This is a genomic window from Ramlibacter sp. AN1015, assembly GCF_037726105.1.
Lineage (GTDB): Bacteria > Pseudomonadota > Gammaproteobacteria > Burkholderiales > Burkholderiaceae_C > Ramlibacter.
Window position 1 is genome coordinate 74,982 of record NZ_JBBJUM010000008.1, and the last position, 19,564, is coordinate 94,545.

The following is a 19,564-nucleotide window of genomic DNA, read 5'->3' on the forward strand; positions in this document are numbered from 1 at the left end:
ATGCTCGACAAGCTCATCGCACTGAACGCCGACTGCGCGGCCGCACTCGACGACGACCGGCTGGAGGACTGGCCGGGGTACTTCACCGAAGACGCCTTCTACCGCGTCACCACCGCCCAGAACCATGCCCGCGGTTTGCCGGCGGGCCTGATCTATGCCGACTCGCGCCAGATGCTGCGCGACCGCGTGCTCTCGCTGCGCAAGGCCAACGTCTACGAGGCGCAGCGCTATCGCCACCTGCTGAGCGTGCCGCGCCTGCGCGGCGAAGCCGGCGGGCGCATGCAGGTCGAGACCGGCTTTGCCGTGCTGCGCATCGTGCGCGGCGGCGCCACCGACATCTTTGCGAGTGGCCGCTACCTCGACGAGGTCGTCGCCGGCCCGGACGGACAGCTGCTGCTGCAGCGGCGCGACGTGGTCTGCGACAGCTCGCGCATCGACACCCTGCTGGCGATCCCGCTGTGACGCGCGTGCAGGCAGGCGACGCGGGCAGCGACGCCCCGGTGATCGGCATCGCGGTCGGCGATCCGCAGGGAATCGGCCCGGAGATCGCGGTGCGGGCGGCGCTCGGCGTGCAGCGCACGCGCGGCGTGCGGACCCTGCTGTTCGCGGACGACTTCGTCGTCACAGCCGTGTGCGACCAGCTGGGCCTCGGGCCGGCCGAGCGCGCCGGACTGCAGGTCCAGCACGTGGGTGCGCTCACGCCATCGCAGTGGCAGCCGGGCCAGGTGGCGGCCCATGCCGGCGCCGCCACGGTGGCGTACGTGCGCGCCGGGGTCGCCGCGGCGCAGGCGGGCCGCATCGCCGCACTGGCCGCTGCCCCGCACAGCGAGACCGCGGTCAATGCGGCGGGCATCCCCTTTTCCGGCTATGGCGGCCTGCTGGCCGATCTCACCGGCACCCCGCGCGACCGCGTGTTCCTGCTGCTGCAGGCGCAGGGCCTGCGGGTGGTGCACTGCACCCTGCACGAGTCCGTGGTCGCAGCCGTGGCGCGCATCACGCCCGAGCTGGTGCAGGCCGCCGCACGCGCCGGCGTGGAGACGCTGCGCCGCATGGGCCTGCGCGAGCCGAGCGTGTGCGTGCTGGGCATCAACCCGCACGCCGGCGAGGGCGGCCTGTTCGGCGACGAGGACGAGCGCGTCACCCGCGTGGCCGTCGCAGCGCTGTCCGCCAGCGGCGTGCAGGTGCACGGCCCGCTGGGCGCCGACCTCGCGCTGTCCGAGCGTCGCCACGACCTGTACGTGGCCATGCTGCACGACCAGGGCCACATCGCCACGAAGATGCTCAGCCCCAAGGGCGCAAGCGCGCTGGTCGCCGGCCTGCCGCTGCTGTTCGCCAGTGTCGGCCACGGGGCCGCCTTCGACATCGCCGGCCGCGGCGTCGCCGATGCCGGCGCGATGCTGGACACCCTCACCCTGCTGGCCGACGCGGCCGCCTCAAACCCTTCCGCAGCATCCGCATGAACGCTCCCTTGCGCAGCACCGCCGAAAACACCGTGGCCGGGCTCATCGCCCACGGCATCGACACCCTCTACTGCCTGCCCGGTGTCCAGAACGACCACCTGTTCAACGCGCTCTACGACGCGCAGGACCGCATCCGCATCGTGCACACGCGCCACGAACAGGGCGCCGCCTACATGGCGCTCGGGCACGCCATGGCGAGCGGGCGGCCCTCGGCTTTCTGCGTGGTGCCCGGCCCGGGGGTGCTCAACACGACTGCTGCGCTGTCCACCGCCTATGCGCTCAACGTGCCGGTGCTGGCCCTCACCGGCCAGATCCCGCAGCGGCACATCGGCCGCGGCTACGGCCTGCTGCACGAGCTACCCGACCAGCTGGGGGTGCTGCGCTCGCTCACCAAATGGGCCGCGCGCATTCCCGATGCGCAGTCGGCCCGCGGCCTGGTGGACGAGGCTTTCCGCCAGCTGCAGGGCGGCCGGCCTCGCCCGGTGGCGCTGGAGTGCGCCATCGATGTGTGGGGCCGGCGCGCGCCCGCCGTGCCGGCGCCCGCGCCCGCCGCCGTGCGGGCTGCGAACGTCGATGAGGCGGTCCTGGAGCGCGCCGTCGATTGCCTGCTGGCGGCGCGGCGGCCGCTGATCCTGCTGGGCGGCGGCGCACAGGACGCCGGAGCCTCGGTACAAGCGATCGCCGAAGCGCTGCAGGCTCCGGTCTCGTCCGCGCGCATGGGTCGCGGCGTACTCGACGTGCGCCACGCGCTGTGCATCACGCCGCCGGTCGCGCACCGCATGTGGCCGCAGGTCGATCTGGTGCTGGCGATCGGCACGCGCATGCAGACGCAGTACATGGTCTGGGGCATGGACTCCGGCATCCGCGTGGTGCGCGTCGAGGTCGATCCCGAGGAAATCGAGCGCCACGGCCCGCCCGAGGTCGCGCTGCAGGGCCGCGCCGAGGAGGTGCTGCCGCAACTGCTGGAGCGGCTGCGGGCGCGCCTCGCAGGGGCCGTGCGCGAAGCGCCCGCAGAGCTTGCGGGCCACCGCCGCGCGGTCGAGGAGCAGGTCGCCACGCTCGGTCCGCAGCTCGAGCTGCTGCGCGCCATCCGCCGCGTGCTGCCCGAAGACGGCATCTTCGTGGAAGACATGACGCAGGTCGGCTACACCGCGCGCTTCGCCTTCCCCGTCTGGCGGCCGCGCACCTACCTGTGCACCGGCTACCAGGGCACGCTGGGCTGGGGCTATGCCACCGCGCTGGGCGCCAAGGTGGCGCGGCCCGAGGCAGCCGTGGTCAGCGTCTGCGGCGACGGCGGCTTCATGTTCAACGTGCAGGAGCTCGCCACCGCGGCGCAGCACGGCATCGGGGTGGTGTCGCTGGTCTTCGACGACGGCGCCTTCGGCAACGTGCGCCGCCTGCAGCAGGCGCAGTTTCCCGGCCGCAACATTGCCGACTCCCTGGCCAACCCCGATTTCGTGCAGCTGGCGCGCTCCTTCGGCATCTCCGCCTGGCGCGCCGACGGCGCGGCGCAGCTCGAAGACATGCTGGGTCAGGCGCTCGCGGCCGGGCGTCCGGCGCTGATCCATGTGCCCGTGGGAGACATGCCCGATCCGTGGCGATTCCTGAACATGCCGCGCCTGCGCGGCTGACCCGGCACTCGCGCGGCAAACGACCGCACTGAAAGCCGGCGGCGGGGACCATGGGTGCTGGTGCTGGTGCTGGTGCTGGTGCTGGTGCTGGTGCCTGGGGCCGTTGCGATGCGGTTGCGGTTGCGGTTGCGGTTGCGTGGCACCAGATCCGGGAGGCTGTTTCCCGAATTCGCGCCTTCCCTTGCATCGGTGCGGGCACTACGCTCACAGCCATGTCAGAACCTCACGCAACGCCGTCTGACGGCACCACCGACATCGTGGTCACCCGGGGCGCGCAGTGGATCGAGATCGAGATCCGCCGCCCGGAGAAATTCAACGCCCTGCGCGAGCAGACCGCCACCGAGATCATGGACGCCATGGCCGAGGCCGAGGCCGACGACAGCGTGGCCGCGGTGCTGCTCGCGGGCGATGCCAAGGCGTTCTGCTCGGGCATCGACACCGTCGAGTTCCAGGTGCCCGAGGGCAAGTACTTCGACTTCTACCGCAAGCGCAAGCGCACCAAGCGCTTCGCGCGGCTGTTCCGCGATCTGCCGCAGTACACCAAGCCGGTCCTCTGCGCGGTGGAAGGCGTGGCCCTGGGGGGCGGCCTCGAGCTCGCGCTGGCCGCGGACATCGTGGTGGCCGGCGCCAACGCCCGCTTCGGTTTTCCCGAGACGGGGATCGGCATCATGCCGGGCGCGGGCGGCACGCAGACCCTGCCGCGGCTGGTCGGCAAGGCGCTGGCGAAGGAGCTGATCTGGACCGGCCGCCGCATCGGTGCCGACGAGGCGCTGGCCATGCGCCTGGTCAACCACGTCGTCGCTGCCGGTGGAGCCCTGGACAAGGCCCGCGAGATCGCGGCCGCCATCGCACGCAACGCGCCCCTGGCCGTGATGCAGAGCAAGGCGGTGATCGAGCGCGGCTTCGACCTGCCGCTGGCCGACGCCATGGCCATGGAGTCCGATGCGGTGTTCATGCTCTATTTCAGCGAAGACCGGCGCGAAGGGCTGCAGGCGTTTCGCGAGAAGCGGCCCGCGCGTTTTCGCGGCGCGTGAGCGGCCGCCGAGCGGCGCGACGGCGAAGCAGCGGGTGCTTGCGCTGCGGGGCGACGCGGCGCAAATCCGGGACGGTGTTTCCCGCTTCTGCGCCTATGCGGGTCCGGGGCCTTCCCCTATCATGAAACCACGACCTCCCGCCGTCGGCGTCGGCGCATGGCGCTACAGCGACGGGGGTGGTCACCACAAGGAGATCCATGGCGACGATCAGCTCCGGCGCATCGGCCCGATCCGCGGACGGGCCGGCCATCGCCGGTTTTGCGGAGATTCCGAACCGACTGCGCACCGGCCGCAGCGCCTACGACCTCGCCGGCGAGGCACTCGCTGCCTTGCTCGAGCGCATGGACCTGCAGCTCGCGGACATCGACGGCCTCGCGGTCACGACCGCGCTCAGCGAAGGCACCAACCCGTTCTACGCGGCCTACATGTGCGAGGCCCTGGGCCTCACGCCCACCTGGCTGCACCTCTCGGGCCTGGGTGGCTGCTCGGCGCTCAGCGGCGTGATGCGCGCCGTGTCGGCAGTGCGCGAAGGCGAGTGCCGCATCGCGGTGGTGCTCTCGGCCGACGCGCCCAGCACCGTCTACCGCGCCGATTTCGGCGCGCAGCGCCCCGAGTTCCAGGAGCCCCAGGCTGCGGCGCGCCCGCCTGCCGCGTTCGGTCTCCTGATGAGCCGCTACGCCCACCAGTGGCACATCGATCCGCGCGCGCTCGGCAAGATCGCACAGGTTCAGCGCACGCACGCCATGCGCAACGAGAACGCCTTGCCCAAGCTGCGCGCGCCGCTCGGCATGGACGACTACCTGGGCTCGCGCATCATCGCCGACCCGCTGCGCCTGCTCGACAGCGTCATGTTCTGCGACGGCGCCAACGCCCTGCTCGTCACCTCGCGCGAGGAGGCGGCCCGACGCGGCTGGCGCCGGCTGGCGGTGCCGGTCTCGTATGCCGAGGCCACCAACCACAACGGTCGCGATCCGCTGGCCGACATCACCGAAACCGGCTTCTCCGCCATCGCCCAGCGCCTGTTCGCCCGCGCCGGCATCGGGCCGCAGCAGGTGCGCATGTTCCAGCCCTACGACGACTTCACCATCGCGGTGCAGATGCAGCTCGAACAGCTCGGCTTCTGCGCGCGCGGCGAGGGCGCCCGCTTCATCCTCGACACCGACCTCTCGTTCGAGGGCACGCTGCCGCTGAACACCGGCGGGGGCCAGATTTCGGCGGGGCAGCCGGGGCTCGCCGGCGGCGCGCTCAACCTGGTCGAAGCCGTGCGGCAGCTGTTCGGCGAGGGCGGCGAGCGCCAGGTGCGCGATCCCCGCAACGCGCTGGTCACCGGCATCGGCGTCATTCCCTACGGCCGCAACTGGTCCACCAGCGCGGCCATGATCCTGGAGCCCGCATGAGCCAAGAGCGTTCGCAGCCGCAGTCGCAGTCGCAGTCGCAGCAGCAGCAGCCCGCGCAGCCGCCACGTCCCGCGCTGCCGCCGGAGAGCGGCTTCACCGACACCGCGCCGTTCTGGCAGGGCACGCGCGACAAGCGCCTGCTGCTGCAGGTGTGCACCGAAACGGGCAGGTTCCAGCACTTCCCCCGTCCGCTCAGCCTTGCCACCGGGCGCCGCACGCTGGGCTGGAAGGAGGCCTCGGGGCTCGGACGCATCTATGCCCACACGGTGCTGCGCACCCCGGGGCTGGGTGCGGACGGCCGGCTGCCCCTGCCGCTGGCCCTGATCGAGCTGGACGAGGGCGTGCGCATCCTGGCCAACCTGCTGAACGTCGAGCCCGCCGGCGTGCGCATCGGCGACCGCGTCCGCCTCGCATGGGACGAGCGCGGCGGCGACGCCCGGTATCCTGCCTTCGAGCCGGCCTAGCGAACAAACGGGATCCCGGTCCCCCGCGCGGCCCGGACAGCACCAGACAGACAACCACAGCAACAGGAGACAAGCATGAGAACACGACGTCACTTCATCGCCACCTCGGCGGCCGCCGCCGTCGCAGCCCTCGGCGCGAGCCCGGGCGCACTCGCGCAGGTCGCCTCGGCGGGCGACTACCCGAGCCGGCCGATCCGCTTCTACGCGGGTTTCCCGCCTGGGGGCGTGGCAGACATCGTCGCGCGCATCATCGCGCAGCCGCTGTCCACGCGGCTGGGCCAGCCCGTGCTGGTGGACAACCGCTCCGGCGCGGGCGGCGCCATCGCCGTCGATACGGTGGCCAAGGCCCCGCCGGACGGCTACACCGTGGGCTTCGGCGTCTCGGGTGCGCTGACCTCCAGCGTCACGCTCAACCCCAAGCTGCCCTACGACCCGCGCCGCGACATCGAGCCGGTCTCCACCGTCGTCATGAACCCCATCGTGCTGGTGGTGCCTGCCGACAGCGGCATCAACAACCTCAAGGAATTCATCGCTGCGGCGAAGTCCTCGCCGACCCGCTTCAACTACGGCACGCCCGGCCCGGGCACGGCCATGAACCTGGCGGGCGAGCTGCTCAAGGAACTGACCGGCATCCAGATGTCGCACGTGCCGTACAAGGGCAGCAGCCCGGCCGCGACCGACCTGCTGGGCGGACACCTGAAGGCGGCCATCATCGACTACACCACGGCCAAGCCGCACATCCAGAGCGGCCGCCTGCGCGCGCTCGGCCAGACCGCGGCGACCCGTTCGGCCGTGGCGCCCGACATTCCCACCATCGCTGAAGCGGGCGTGCCCGGCTACGAGTTCAACTCCTGGTTCGGTCTGGTGATGCCCGCCGGCACGCCGCCAGCGATCCTGGCGCGCGTGCACAAGGAACTCGACGCGGTGCTGCGCGACCCCGCCGTGCGCCAGCAGCTGATCGAAGCCGGCAGCGACCCGGCGCCGAGCACGCCCGAGGCGATGCGCTCGCGCATCGCCCGCGAGATCGGTATGACGGCCAAGCTGATCAAGGATGCCAACATCACCTTGCAACAGTAGCGCGCACCCCGCACGCGTCCCGCAGCCTTGACCACCAGCACCGAACGCCCTGCCGCCTTCTGGCCGCGGCACCTGCCGCGCCAGCTCGACGCGCCCGACAACACGCTGAGCGACAACCTCGCCATCTCCGCGCGCCGTTTCGGGCAGCGGCCCGCCATCGCATCCTTCGGCCGCAATCTCAGCTATGCCGAGCTGGCCGACGAGGTCGACCGCTTCGCCGGCTGGTTGACGCGGCGGGCCGGCGTGCGGCGCGGCGACCGCGTGCTGCTGTACCTGCAGAACAGCGCGCAGTGGGTGATCGCCTACCACGGCATCCTGCGCGCCGACGCCGTGGTGGTGCCGGTCAACCCCATGAACCGCGCAGGCGAGGTCGCGCACTACCTGCGCGACAGCGGCGCCTGCGTGGCCGTGTGCGCACAGGACCTGCTGGGCGAGCTGGAAACGGCGGCGGGGGGCGGCACCGGGCTGCGGGAGGTCGTCGTGGCCACCTACAGCGACTACATCGACCCGGCCACCGACGACCCGCTGCCCGAGTGGATGCGTGCGGCGCGCGCACCCACGGGCGGGCACACGGCCTGGGCCGAGGTGCTGGCCGCCAACGAGCGCCCCGAGCCCGCGCAGGCGCGCCCCGACGACCTCTGCGGGCTGCCCTACACCTCCGGCTCCACGGGCGTGCCGCGTGCGTGCATGCACACGCACCGCAGCTTCATGCACAACACCGCCGGCATGGCGCTGTGGCACTGGACCGCGCCGGCGACGGCTTTCCTGTGCGTCGCGCCGATGTACCACGTGGCGGGCCTGTCGCATTCGCTGCACCTGCCCATCTACGTCGGCGGCACGCTGGTGGTGCTGCCGCGGTGGGACCGCGAGCTGGCCCTGCGCCTGATCGCGCGGCACCGCATCGGCCATGCGGCCATTCCGCCCACGGCCGTGATCGACCTGCTCGGCCACCCCGACCTGGACCGCTACGACCTGCGCTGCCTGCGTCGCATCACGGCCGGCGGCGCCTCCATGCCGCAGGAAGTGTGGAGCCGCTTGCGCGAGCGCCTGGGCCTGGACTTCATCGAGGGCTACGGCATGACCGAGACCGCGGCCACCACGCACAACAACCCCATCGAGCGCCCCAAGCGCCAGTGCCTGGGCGTGCCCTTCTTCGACACCCATTCGCTGGTGGTCGATCCCGCCACGCTGGCACCGCTCGCAGCGGGCGAGCAGGGCGAGATCCTGGTGAGCGGGCCGCAGCTGTTTCGCGGCTACTGGAACCGGCCAGCGGAGACCGAGGCTGCATTCGTCGAGGTACAGGGGCGGCGCTACCTGCGCACCGGCGACATCGGCATGGCCGACGAAGAAGGCTACTTCTTCATGACCGACCGGGCCAAGCGCATGATCAATGCGTCGGGCTACAAGGTGTGGCCCGCTGAAATCGAATCGGTCCTCTACCAGCATCCCGACGTGCGCGAGGTATGCGTGGTCGGAACGCACGACCCGTATCGCGGCGAGACCGTGAAGGCCCTGGTGGTGCTGCAGCCGCAGGCGCGCGGCACGCTGGATGCGCAGGCGCTGATCGCCTGGTCGCGCGAGCGCATGGCGGCCTACAAGTACCCGCGCATCGTCGAATTCACCGACAGCCTGCCCAAGTCGCCCGTGGGCAAGATCCTTTGGCGCGAACTGCAGGACGCCGAGCAGCGGGCGCAGGCGGGATCGGCGTGATGCGCGGGACCTCGCTCCGGTGCGCATCCACCACCCGGGTGGCCGCGTGAGCGCCGCCGCGCAGGGCGGCTCCGACGCCGGCATGCCCGACGCCGAATGGGTGGCGCGCGTCGAGCTCGCCGCCTGCTACCGGCTGGTGGCGCGCGCCGGCATGGACAGCCTGATCTACAACCACATCACCGCGCGCGTGCCGGGCAGCGCGCACCATTTCCTGATCAACCCCTACGGCATGCTGTACGGCGAGATCACGGCCAGCAGCCTGCTCAAGGTGGACCTGGAAGGGCGCGTGCTCACGCAGCCGGACGCGCGCTACGGCATCAACCACGCCGGCTTCATCATCCACAGCGCCATCCATGCGGCGCGCCCCGACGTCGCCTGCGTGCTGCACACCCACACCCGCGCCGGGATCGGCGTCGCCTGCCAGCGCCCCGGCCTGCTGCCGCTCACGCAGAACGCGCTGCGGTTCCTGCACCGGGTGGCCTACCACGACTTCGAGGGGCCGGCGGTCGAGCCGGACGAGCGCACACGACTGGTCGCCGACCTCGGCACGCTCGACGTGCTGGTGCTGCGCAGTCACGGGCTGCTGACCTGCGGCCGCTCGGTGCCCGAGGCCTTCCTGCTGATGCACACGCTGGAGTTCGCCTGCCGGCTGCAGATGGACCTGCTGGCAAGCGGCGCCGAGCTGGTGCCGATCCCGCCCGAGGTGCAGGAGAAGACCGCCCGTGTGCTGGGCGGGCCGGGCGTCGCGCGCAGCGACAACGAGGCCCGCCTGGGCGACTGGAACGGCCGGCGCGAGTGGGAGGCACTGCTGCGCCAGCTCGATCGCGAAGACCCTTCGTACCGGAACTGACGCCATGCACCTCGTCGTCCTCGGCACCGGCATCGTGGGCACCTGCGCGGCCGCCTGGCTGCAGCGCGACGGCCACCGCATCAGCTTCGTCTCGCCGGTGCCGCCGGGCGAGGCCTGCTCCTTCGGCAATGCCGGCTCGCTCTCGCCCAGCGCCTGCCTGCCGGTGGGCATGCCCGGCATGTGGAAGCAGGTGCCGGCCTGGCTGCGCGACCCCGATGGTCCGCTGCGCATCCGGCCCGGCTACCTGCCCCAGGTGGCGCCCTGGCTGCTGCGGTTCCTGCGCGCGTCGCGGCGCAGCGAGGTCGAGCGCATCGCCGCGGCACTGCGCGGGCTGCTGGCGCCCATCTTCGAGAGCTACGCGCCTCTGATCGAGCGCGCCGGTGCGCAGGACCTGGTGCGGCGCAGCGGCTGCCTGTACGTCTACAGCGCGCAGGCGGCCGCGGCGCGCTGGCGCTGGGGCATGGACCTGCGCCGCCGCCTCGGCGTCGATCTGCGCGACGTCGGCGAGGACGAGCTCGCCGCGCTCGAGCCCGACCTGCGCGGGCGCTTCCGCTTCGGCATCCTGGCGCCCGAGAACGGCTCCACGCGCGATCCCTCGGCGCTGGTCAAGGCGCTGCACGCGCAGTGCCTGGCCGACGGTGCCACGCAGCGCATGGCCGCTGCCCGGGGCTTCGTGCGCCAAGGCGATACGGTGCACGGCGTGCGCCTGGACGGCGGCGAGGTGCTGGAGTGCGACGGCGTGGTGGTGGCGGCCGGGGCCTGGTCCAGGCCGCTCGCCGCCGACCTGGGGCTGCGCGTGCCGCTCGAGACCCAGCGTGGCTACCACGTCACCGTAGCCAGCAACAACCTGGCGCTGCGACACACCGTCATGGCGCCCGAGAACAATCTCATGGTCAACCCGATGGCGATGGGCCTGCGGCTGGCCGGCAGCGTCGAATTCGCCGGGCTGCAGGCGCCGCCCGATTACGCCCGCGCCGACGTGCTGCTGGCCAAGGGCCGCGAAATGTTCCCGCACCTCGATGCCTCGCGCACCACACGATGGATGGGCCACCGGCCCTGCCTGCCCGACAGCCTGCCCGTGATCGGGCGCGCGCCGCGGCTGGCCAACGCGTGGCTCGCGTTCGGGCACGGCCATGTGGGCATGTGCGGCGCAGCGAGCACCGGCCGCGAAATCGCGCATCTGGTGGCCGGTCGGCCGACCCAGGTGGACCTGCAGCCGTTCCGGGCGGATCGCTTCTGAGCCCGCACGCCGCCTGCGCCCCGGACGCTCGATCCACCTGCGCGCAGTGGGTTTGTGCGCGCGCCGCGGCCGGCGAGCGGCGGCGCGTCCTATAGTTCCGCGGCCGCCTCACGAGAGCTCCTGTCCATGCAGTCCAGTCACTCCCCTTCGCAAGCCCGACGCGTTCCCGCCTGGGGCTCCTGGTACTACGGCTGGAACATCGTTGCCGTGGCGGGCTTCACGACCCTGCTGTCGGTGGGCATGCGCCTGGCGATCGGTCCGTTTTTCCTGCCCATGTCCGAAGACCTGGGCTTCAGCCGCAGCCTGCTGGCGGGCATCATCGCAGTGGGCATGATCTGCTATGGCCTGGCCATGCCGCTCGCGGGCTGGCTGGTCGAGCGCTGGGGCACCCGCACGGTCCTCAGCATCGGCGTCGTCACCGTTGCGCTGTCGGTCGCCTGGACGGTGCAGTCGCGCGACGCGCTCAATCTGCTGCTGTCCTTCGGCGTGCTGATGTCCTTGGGGCTGGGCTTCGTCAGCCCGGTTGCCTTCACGCCGGTCATCAGCCGCTGGTTCACGCGCCAGCGCGGCATGGCGCTGTTCTTCCTGTCCACCGGCTCGATGGCCGGCATGGCCCTCATGACGCCGGTGCTGACCTGGGCCATCCACCTGTGGGGTTGGCAAGGCGCGCTGGTGGCCTATTCCGTGACGCTGCTGGCCTTCACCCTCCCAGCGGCATGGCTCGTGTTGCGGGACCAGGCGCCCGAGCACACCGATCTGCTGCCCGACGAGGTGGCGCTGCGCAAGGCCCGCCCGGCCGGCGCCACCGTGGCCGCGCCCAGCATGCGCCAGGCCTTGAGCACGGCGCCGTTCTGGAAGGTGTTCCTGGGCCTGTTCGCCTGCGGCTTCAGCATGAACCTGCTGGGCACGCACGGCATGCCCATGCTGATGGACCACGGCTTCAGCCCGGGCTCGAGCTCGCTCGGCATCGGGCTGATCGGCTTCGTTGCCATCTTCGGCACGCTGTTCCTGGGCCGCATGGCCGACCGCCTGCCGCGCCGCAAGCTGCTGGCCTCCATCTACGCGGTGCGCGGCCTGGGCTTCTTCGCCCTGGTCGTGGTGGGTACGCACTGGGAGCTCTACCTCGCCGCGACCATCGGGGGCATCGTCTGGGCCGGCAGCATCGCCTTGTCTTCGGCCATCCTGGCCGACGTCTACGGCGTGCGCCTGGTCGGCGTGCTGTATGGGCTGACCTACGTGGGGCACCAGGTCGGGGGCATGGTGAGCTCGTGGCTGGGCGGCTGGGGCTACGAAGCCTTCGGCACCCACTGGATCGCCTTCGGCTCGGCCGGCGTACTGCTGCTGGCGGCCGCGGTCATCTCGCTGCAGCTGCCCCGTTCGGGCATGCAGCTCCAGCCCGCCTGAGCCGTCCGCCCGGCGCCCGCGTGCGCCGCCTCAGTACAGCACGCGGCAGCGGATGGTGCCCGGGATGCCGCACAGGTGGTCCAGCGCCACCTTGCTCGCTTCGCTATCGACGTCGATCACCACGTAGCCGACCTCGTCGTTGGTGCGCAGGTACTGGGCCGCGATGTTGACGCCGGCCTGCGAGAAGCGCTCGTTGACCTGCGCCATCATCCCCGGCACGTTGTGGTGGATGTGCAGCAGCCGGGAGCGGCCCGCGTGCCCCGGAAGCGAGACCTCGGGGAAGTTCACCGCCGTCACGGTGGAGCCGTTGTCCGAATAGCGCACCAGCTTGGCCGCCACCTCGCGGCCGATGTTCTCCTGCGCCTCGGCGGTGGAGCCGCCGATGTGCGGCGTGAGCAGCACGTTGTCGAAGCGCGCCAGCGGCGATTCGAAGCGTGCGTCGTTGCCCTGCGGCTCGAGCGGAAACACGTCGATGGCGGCGCCGCCCAGGTGGCCGCGCTCCAGTGCCTCGGCCAGCGCGTCGATATCGACCACGGTGCCGCGCGAGGCGTTGATCAGGTGGCCGCCCGGCTTCATGCGGGCCAGCTGCGCTGGGCCGATCATCTTCATGGTCTCGGCCGTCTCGGGCACGTGCAGGCTCACGACGTCGGCCGTCTGCAGCACGGCGTCGAGCGAGGGCAGCTGCCGTGCGTTGCCCAGCGGCAGCTTGGCCTCGATATCGACGAACACCACCTGCATGCCCAGCTGCTCGGCCAGCACGCCGATCTGCGTGCCGATGTGGCCGTAGCCGACGATGCCCAGGGTCTTGCCCCGCACCTCGTAGGAGCCGGCGGCGCTCTTGACCCAGCCATTGCGGTGCAGCACCGCGTTCTTGTGCGGGATGCCCCGCATCAGCATGATGATTTCGGCCAGCACCAGCTCGGCGACGCTGCGGGTGTTCGAGAACGGGGCGTTGAACACGGGCACGCCCCGGCGCATCGCCGCGCGCAGATCGATCTGGTTGGTGCCGATGCAGAAGGCGCCGATGGCGGTGAGCTTGGTCGCGCGGGCCAGCACCTCTTCGGTGAGCTGCGTGCGCGAGCGGATACCCACGAAATGCGCGTCGGCGATGGCCGCGACGAGCTCCTCGCCGGCCAAGGCCTTGAGCGCGGTCACGATCTGGGTGTAGCCGTCGGCCTGCAGCGTGTTCACCGCCGAGGCATGGATGCCCTCGAGGAGGACGAACTTGATCTTTTCCTTGGGGACGGAGAGGCGGGGTGCGTTCATGGCGGCGGGTGGGAAACGGTGGCGCGGTGCCTGCCGGAGCGGCAGGCCAGATGCTGCCCATGATGCCACCCGGCACGGGCCGCGGGGCGGTGCGCCCATCGACGAGCCCGCAGCCGGCGCGGGCATTGGCGCCGAGCCCCCCGAAGATCGAGAGTGCGGTCGCTACACTCGGGCGCTTGCCCGGGCAGGCCGACCCGCCGCCCCCGGGCACCGTGCCCGCACTCCCCCACGATGACCGCTCCCACCGCTGCGCCTGCGCGGCCTCCCTGGCTCACGCTCAACCTCGTCGCGCAGTTCGCGTTCGGCTTGGTGGCCATGACCATCTGCCTGCCTTCCATGCAGGAGTGGCCCGCCATCTTCGGCAGCAGCCAGGCTACGGTGCAGCTCACCTTCAGCGCCTACGTGGCGGCGTACGGCGGCCTGCAGCTTCTCTACGGGCCGCTGTCGGACCGGCGCGGGCGCAAGGTGGTGCTGATGGCCGGCCTGGCGCTGGCCTTCGTCGGCTCGGTGCTGGCGGCGCTGGCCCCCAGCCTCGAACTGCTGATCGCCGCCCGGGCCATCCAGGGCGCGGGCAGCGCAGCCTGCATGGTGATCGGGCGCGCGCTGGTGCAGGACCTGTTCGCCCCCGGCGAGCGCACGCGGGTCATGGCCTTCGTCGGCATGATGCTCGGGCTGTGTCCACCCGCGGCCACGCTGCTGGGCGGACAACTGCACGTGCGCCTCGGCTGGCAGGCCAACTTCGTGCTGATGGCGGTCCTCGCGCTGCTGCTGATGGTCGCCGCCTGGAAGGGGCTGCCCGCCGCGAGCGCCCGCCCCGACCCGCAGCGCAGCGGGGGCGGGTGGTCCGAGCTGGTGTCGGGATACCGGCAGCTGGCCCGCGTGCCCGCCTTCCTGGCCTACGTCGCCATCCTGGGCATGACCACCGCCACCTTCTATACCTTCCTCGCCGGCGCGCCCGTGGTGCTCGGCGGCTACGGCATCCCGCCCGAGCACATCGGCTGGTACATCATGTGCATTCCGCTGGCCTACATCGTGGGCAACGTGCTGACCAGCCGCCTGGTCGGAAGGCTGGGCGAGCGCCGCATCATGCAGGCCGGCCAGGCCCTCACCGTGCTGGGGCTGCTGATCACGCTCGCGGCCGGGCTGGCCGGGCTGCACTCCCCCTGGGCGCTGGCGCTGCCGCTGATGGTGCTGGGCGTCGGGCACGGCCTGCTGGTGCCGCCCACCCTGGTCGGTACCGTCGGGCTCGTGCCGGCACTGGCCGGCTCGGCAGCGGCCGTCGCCGGCCTGATGCAGCAGCTCGGCGGTTCGGTGGCCGGCTTCGTCGTCGGACTGGTCAGCCACCAGGGCTCGGTCAACCTGGCGCTGTTCATGCTGGCGTGGGCGCTTGGCGGGGTCGCCGCGCAGGGCCTGCTGCAGTGGCTCGGCAGCCCCCCGGGCACGCCCGCGCCCGGCGGGCCCGGCCGGGGGCCTGCCGATGCCGGCCGCACCTCCTCCCGCTGAGGCGTGAGCGACATGTCACCAGGCGTCGAGATCGCCGCAGCCATCGCTGTCGCCGTCCTCTTCGTGGCCGCATGGATCGCGCTGGACCGCTGGGCCGACCGCGCGCGCAGCCGCCTGCCCGAAGACCTCCGCGAGCGCGGCCTGCTGCGCTGGATGTGGGGGCGGTGGTTTGCGGGCCGCAAAGACACAAGCGCGGCCGGCGGCAGCCGCAAGCGCGGGGGTGGGGGCGCGCGGCGCCGGCGCGGTGATCGGCGCGAGGGCGGTCCCGGGCGGCATTTCCGGGAGGACTGATCCAGGCGGCGGCCCGGAAAAGAGGGGTGTGCACCACGTAGGGCGCCAACTTGGCGACACTCGCGCCATGCAGCACTTCACGAGAGACCGCCGCCAGGCCTTGCGCATCCTCGCGGCGGCCGCGACTGCACCCCTGCTTTCCGGCGCCCGGGCACAGGCAGCGCCGGCGTCGTGGCCCGACATCGAGGCGCGCGCGCGCGGCCAGAAGGTCTTCTTCAACGCCTGGGGCGGCAGCGAGCGCACCAATGCCTACCTGCAGTGGGCAGCCGACGAGGTGGACCGCCGCTGGGGCATTGCGCTGCAGCACGTGAAGGTGACCGACACCGCGGAGGCGGTGCGGCGGGTGCGCAGTGAAAAGCAGGCCGGCCGCACCAGCGGCGGCAGCGTCGACATGGTGTGGATCAACGGCGAGAACTTCCTCACCATGAAGCGCGAGGGCCTGCTCTTCGGGCCTTTCGCGGAGCGGCTGCCGCACTACCGCTGGGTCGATACACAAGGCAAGCCCACCACCCGCATCGACTTCTCGGAGCCGGTGGAGGGCATGGAAGCGCCCTGGGGCATGGCGCAGTTCACCTTCTTCGCCGATGCGCAGCGCGTTGCGCAGCCGCCCCGCAGCATGGCGGCCCTGCTGGAGTTCGCCCGGTCCCGTCCGGGCCGCGTCACGTATCCGCGTCCGCCCAACTTCCACGGCACCACCTTCCTCAAGCAGGCCCTGCTGGAGGTGGGCGGCGACCGCGCCGTCTTCTCGCGGCCGTATGCGGGCGCGGCCTTCGCCGACGCCACGGCGCCGCTGTGGGCCTGGCTCGATGCGCTGCACCCGCACCTGTGGCGCGCAGGGCGGCAGTTCCCGGCCAACGCGGCCGCGATCCGCCAGATGATGGCCGACGGCGAGCTGCACCTGGCGATGACCTTCAACCCCAACGAGGCCGCCAACGAGATCGCGGCCGGCCGCCTGCCGCGCAGCGTGGTGAGCTGGCAGAACGACGGCGGCAGCGTCGGCAACACCCACTTCCTCGCGATTCCGTTCAACGCGCGCGCTCCCGAGGCGGCGCAGGTGGTGATCGATTTCCTGCTCTCGCCGCAGGCCCAGGCGCGCAAGGCCGACATCGCGGTCTGGGGCGATGGCACGGTGCTCGCGGTCGAGCGACTGCCCGAGCCGGAGCGCTCGCTGTTTGCCGCGGCCCGCGCGCCGGGCCAGGTGGAGCGCCCGGCGCCGGTGCTGCTGGAGCCGCACGGCAGCTGGGTGGAGCCCCTGGAGCGTGAGTGGCTGCGGCGCTACGGCCAGTAAGCACCCCCTGGGGCGCGGGCGCCGACCGGCCGATCGCCCTGCTGCTGGCGGCGCTGCTGCTGGTGCCGCTGCTGTGGGCCGCGGCCAGCGCCGTGTCGGCGGGGTTGCAGCCCCGCGTGTGGGCCGAGCTGGGCGCGCAGCCCCGCCTCGCGCGCGCACTCGCCCTGTCGCTGTTCACCGGGCTGGCCTCCACGCTGCTGTCGGTCGCCATCGCCGCCGCGTTGCTCGGATGCGCGTTCGCGAGCCGGCCCTGGCCCCTGCTCAACCGCGTGCTGGCGCCCATGCTGGCCATGCCGCACGCCGCCTTCGCCATCGGCCTGGCCTTCCTGGTGGCGCCCAGCGGATGGATCCTGCGGGCGCTCTCGCCCTGGGCCACCGGCTTCGAGGCGCCGCCGCCGTGGATCACCACGCAGGATCCCTGGGGACTGGCGCTGGTGGCCGCCCTCGTGGGCAAGGAGCTGCCCTTCCTGCTGTGGGTCGGGGCGACGCAGCTGCAGCGCGCCGACGTGGGCGCGCGCTGGGCGGCCGAGCTGCAGCTGGCCCGCACCCTGGGCTACAGCCGCGCGGCGGCATGGTGGCGGGTGGTCTGGCCCCAGCTGTGGCCCCGGCTGGGCGCGCCGCTCGCGGCGGTGCTGGCCTACAGCCTCACGGTGGTCGATATGGCCCTGGTGATCGGCCCGGCCGCGCCGCCTACCGCCGCGTTGCTGGCCTGGGAATGGCTGCTGGACGCGGACCCGCAGGCCAACGCGCGCGGTGCCGCGCTGGCCTGGCTGCTCGCGCTCGTCGTGGCCGCGCTGGGCGCCTCGGCATGGGCGCTGCGGTCACGGCTCGTGCGGCGCGGCCGCTGGGTGCGCGGCAGCCGCGGCCGCGCCGATCCGCCCGGCTGGACCGGCTGGCTTCCGGTCGGCGCGCTCGCGCTGCTGTACGCGGCGGTGCTGCTGGCGCTGGCGGTGGGCAGCGTCGCGGGCGTCTGGGCCTTCCCGGCGCTGTGGCCGCAGAACCTCAGCTTCTCGGGGTGGCGGTCCGTCGCCTCGAGCGCGCACACGCTGTGGACGTCCCTCAGCCTCGCCACCGCGAGCGCCGCCTGCGCGCTGGCCTGGGCGGTGGCATGGCTGGAGACCGCGCCGCCCGCCTGGGACCGGCCGCTGCGAAGGCTGGTGTTCCTGCCGTTGCTGCTGCCGTCCATCGTCTGGGTGATCGGCGTGCACCGGCTGGCCCTGGCCTGGGAGCTGGACGCCCGCTGGAGCGGCCTGTGGCTGGCGCACACCCTGGCGGCGCTTCCGTATGCCCTGATCGCGCTCAGTCCGTCCTACCTCGGCTTCGACGCGCGCTACGGCCAGCTCGCCGCCAGCCTGGGCCACGGGCGCGTCGCGTTCCTGCTGCGCATCAAGTGGCCGCTGCTGCGCGCCGGCCTGGCGGGCGCCTTCGCAGTGGCCTTCGCGGTCAGCATCGCGCAGTACCTGCCGACCTTGTTCGTCGGCGCGGGGCGCTTCGCCACCGTCACTACCGAGGCGGTCGGACTGGCCAGCGGCGGCCAGCGCTCCCTGCTCGCCGCCTACGCCTGGCTGCAGTGGCTGCTGCCGGCGCTGGTGTTCGCGCTCGCCGCCTGGGCGGGGCGGGCCCGGCGCGTCGGCGTGAGCCCTGGGGCCGCTCCTGCGACGAGGGGCGCCGCGATGCGCAGCACGGAGGCAGTCCGGTGAGCCGCTGGGCCGCTTTCAGGCAGAACGGCCGCGCCCGGCGCGGCGCGGAGGCCCTGCGGTGACGCTGGACGTGCAGATCGACGAGCTGGCCGTGGGCGGGCGCGTCCTGGTGCGGGCGCTCGCGCTGCGGGTCCGGGGGGGCGACGTGCACACGCTCATGGGAGCGAGCGGCTGCGGCAAATCGAGCCTGCTGGCGGTCGTCTGCGGCATCGCGCCCGACGCGGTGCGCTTCGCCGGCACCGTGCACCTGGACGGCACGCGCGTAGACGCGCTGCCCACCCGGCGGCGCGGCATCGGCATCCTGTTCCAGGACGATCTGCTGTTCGCGCACATGACGGTGCGCGAGAACCTGCTGTTCGCCGTGCCGCCCGGTGCGCGCGCGGCACGCGAGCAGGCGGTGGCGCAGGCGCTGGCCGAAGTGGAGATGGCGGACTTCCTGCGCGCGGATCCGGCGACGCTCTCGGGCGGCCAGCGTGCCCGCGTCGCGCTGGCGCGGGCCCTGCTCGCGCGGCCGCGTGCCCTGCTGCTGGACGAGCCCTTCGCCCGGCTCGACGCCGACCTGCGCGGCCGTATGCGCGCGCTGGTCTTCGACACCTTGCGCGCCCGTGGCATCCCCGCGCTGCTGGTCACGCACGACCAGGCCGACGTAGCCGACGCGCAGTGCCTCACGCGTCTTCAGCCGCCCGGGTAGGCCGGGCCGCACCGCCCTCAGCCCACGCGTGCGCGCGGCACGCGGCGGCCGCGCATGCCGATGTACAGCCCGGCGGTCAGCAGGCCGAAGACCATGAATCCGATCGCCATGACCCAGGTGCGCAGGCCCACGAACCAGGGCAGCATGGCCGGCGCGATCAGGTAGAACTGCAGGGCATACAGGGCGACCCCCACCGCCAAGCCGACCAGCAGCGCGGGGCCCAGGTCCATGCGGTGCACGAGCCATCCGATCAGCAGGCCGTACAGGGCCGACAGCGCGAGCTGGATCGCCGCACCCACGATCACGATGGTGCCGGTGGTGGGCGAGGCTGCCGGCAGGGCGCCCGGCCCCATGACGATGACCGCATTGGCGTGCAGGGGCGACCAGAAGCTGATGCCGTAGACGAAGCCCAGCAGGAGCATCTCCAGCACCAGCGCGACTGCGCCGGCGACGAGGCCGGCCAGGGCCGCCGCGCCCCAGCGCGTGCGGGAGGGCACCAGGGTGCCTGCGGGCGTCGCGTCGTCCACGGTGCGGCGGTTCTCGTCGGGATGGGCCATG

18 protein-coding genes are annotated in these 19,564 nt (G+C 72.6%); 16 read left to right on the forward strand and 2 right to left on the reverse strand.

Annotation, left to right across the window (positions count from 1 at the left end; all coding sequences use genetic code 11):
* The 11 genes from WG922_RS13975 (at position 1) to WG922_RS14025 (ending at position 12,267) form a co-directional block, all read left to right on the forward strand.
* On the forward strand, positions 1-462 hold the full coding sequence (locus WG922_RS13975; RefSeq protein ID WP_340283311.1) for an aromatic-ring-hydroxylating dioxygenase subunit beta: 462 nt from the start codon (positions 1-3) through the stop codon (positions 460-462).
* Entirely contained in the window at positions 459-1,460 is a 1,002-nt protein-coding gene (locus WG922_RS13980) for a PdxA family dehydrogenase (protein ID WP_340283312.1), read from the forward strand. Before WG922_RS13975 ends, WG922_RS13980 begins: the two co-directional genes overlap by 4 nt.
* Positions 1,457-3,091 (forward strand): thiamine pyrophosphate-dependent enzyme, encoded by a 1,635-nt coding sequence (locus WG922_RS13985; protein ID WP_340283314.1) that lies wholly within the window; start codon positions 1,457-1,459, stop codon positions 3,089-3,091. The genes WG922_RS13980 and WG922_RS13985 overlap by 4 nt, the downstream gene beginning before the upstream one ends.
* Before the next feature lie 212 nt (positions 3,092-3,303).
* Complete coding sequence (locus WG922_RS13990; RefSeq protein WP_340283315.1) at positions 3,304-4,125, forward strand: enoyl-CoA hydratase/isomerase family protein; 822 nt, start codon at positions 3,304-3,306, stop codon at positions 4,123-4,125.
* A gap of 197 nt (positions 4,126-4,322) precedes the next feature.
* Entirely contained in the window at positions 4,323-5,522 is a 1,200-nt protein-coding gene (locus WG922_RS13995) for a thiolase family protein (RefSeq protein ID WP_340283316.1), read from the forward strand.
* Positions 5,519-5,986: a Zn-ribbon domain-containing OB-fold protein gene (locus tag WG922_RS14000; RefSeq protein WP_340283317.1), complete on the forward strand. Its 468-nt coding sequence runs from the start codon at positions 5,519-5,521 to the stop codon at positions 5,984-5,986. The genes WG922_RS13995 and WG922_RS14000 overlap by 4 nt, the downstream gene beginning before the upstream one ends.
* Positions 5,987-6,061: 75 nt before the next feature.
* Positions 6,062-7,063, forward strand: a complete 1,002-nt coding sequence (locus WG922_RS14005) for a Bug family tripartite tricarboxylate transporter substrate binding protein (RefSeq protein WP_340283318.1) — start codon at positions 6,062-6,064, stop codon at positions 7,061-7,063.
* 27 nt (positions 7,064-7,090) lie between these two features.
* Entirely contained in the window at positions 7,091-8,773 is a 1,683-nt protein-coding gene (locus tag WG922_RS14010; protein ID WP_340283319.1) for a long-chain-fatty-acid--CoA ligase, read from the forward strand.
* A gap of 82 nt (positions 8,774-8,855) precedes the next feature.
* Complete coding sequence (locus WG922_RS14015; protein ID WP_340283485.1) at positions 8,856-9,623, forward strand: class II aldolase/adducin family protein; 768 nt, start codon at positions 8,856-8,858, stop codon at positions 9,621-9,623.
* Between the two features lie 4 nt (positions 9,624-9,627).
* Positions 9,628-10,863: an NAD(P)/FAD-dependent oxidoreductase gene (locus WG922_RS14020; RefSeq protein WP_340283321.1), complete on the forward strand. Its 1,236-nt coding sequence runs from the start codon at positions 9,628-9,630 to the stop codon at positions 10,861-10,863.
* Between the two features lie 126 nt (positions 10,864-10,989).
* Positions 10,990-12,267 (forward strand): MFS transporter, encoded by a 1,278-nt coding sequence (locus WG922_RS14025; RefSeq protein ID WP_340283322.1) that lies wholly within the window; start codon positions 10,990-10,992, stop codon positions 12,265-12,267.
* A 30-nt stretch (positions 12,268-12,297) separates the two neighbouring features.
* Here the strand turns inward: WG922_RS14025 and serA are convergent, their stop codons facing one another.
* A complete protein-coding gene (gene serA, locus WG922_RS14030; RefSeq protein ID WP_340283324.1) occupies positions 12,298-13,533 on the reverse strand; it encodes a phosphoglycerate dehydrogenase in 1,236 nt (411 codons plus the stop codon).
* A 231-nt stretch (positions 13,534-13,764) separates the two neighbouring features.
* On the opposite strand from serA, the gene WG922_RS14035 reads away from it, so the two are divergent.
* From WG922_RS14035 to WG922_RS14055, 5 genes are all read left to right on the forward strand, one after another.
* Complete coding sequence (locus WG922_RS14035; RefSeq protein WP_340283325.1) at positions 13,765-15,036, forward strand: Bcr/CflA family efflux MFS transporter; 1,272 nt, start codon at positions 13,765-13,767, stop codon at positions 15,034-15,036.
* Between the two features lie 12 nt (positions 15,037-15,048).
* Positions 15,049-15,327: a hypothetical protein gene (locus WG922_RS14040; RefSeq protein ID WP_340283326.1), complete on the forward strand. Its 279-nt coding sequence runs from the start codon at positions 15,049-15,051 to the stop codon at positions 15,325-15,327.
* Between the two features lie 67 nt (positions 15,328-15,394).
* Positions 15,395-16,615 carry an ABC transporter substrate-binding protein gene (locus tag WG922_RS14045; protein ID WP_340283327.1) on the forward strand — a complete coding sequence of 407 codons (1,221 nt, stop codon included), beginning with the start codon at positions 15,395-15,397 and terminating at the stop codon, positions 16,613-16,615.
* Positions 16,591-18,315, forward strand: a complete 1,725-nt coding sequence (locus tag WG922_RS14050) for an ABC transporter permease (protein WP_340283328.1) — start codon at positions 16,591-16,593, stop codon at positions 18,313-18,315. The genes WG922_RS14045 and WG922_RS14050 overlap by 25 nt, the downstream gene beginning before the upstream one ends.
* A 58-nt stretch (positions 18,316-18,373) precedes the next feature.
* A complete protein-coding gene (locus tag WG922_RS14055) occupies positions 18,374-19,006 on the forward strand; it encodes an ATP-binding cassette domain-containing protein (protein WP_340283329.1) in 633 nt (210 codons plus the stop codon).
* Positions 19,007-19,023: 17 nt separating this feature from the next.
* Here the strand turns inward: WG922_RS14055 and WG922_RS14060 are convergent, their stop codons facing one another.
* Positions 19,024-19,563, reverse strand: a complete 540-nt coding sequence (locus tag WG922_RS14060; protein WP_340283330.1) for a hypothetical protein — start codon at positions 19,561-19,563, stop codon at positions 19,024-19,026.
* Between the last annotated feature and the right edge of the window lies 1 nt (position 19,564).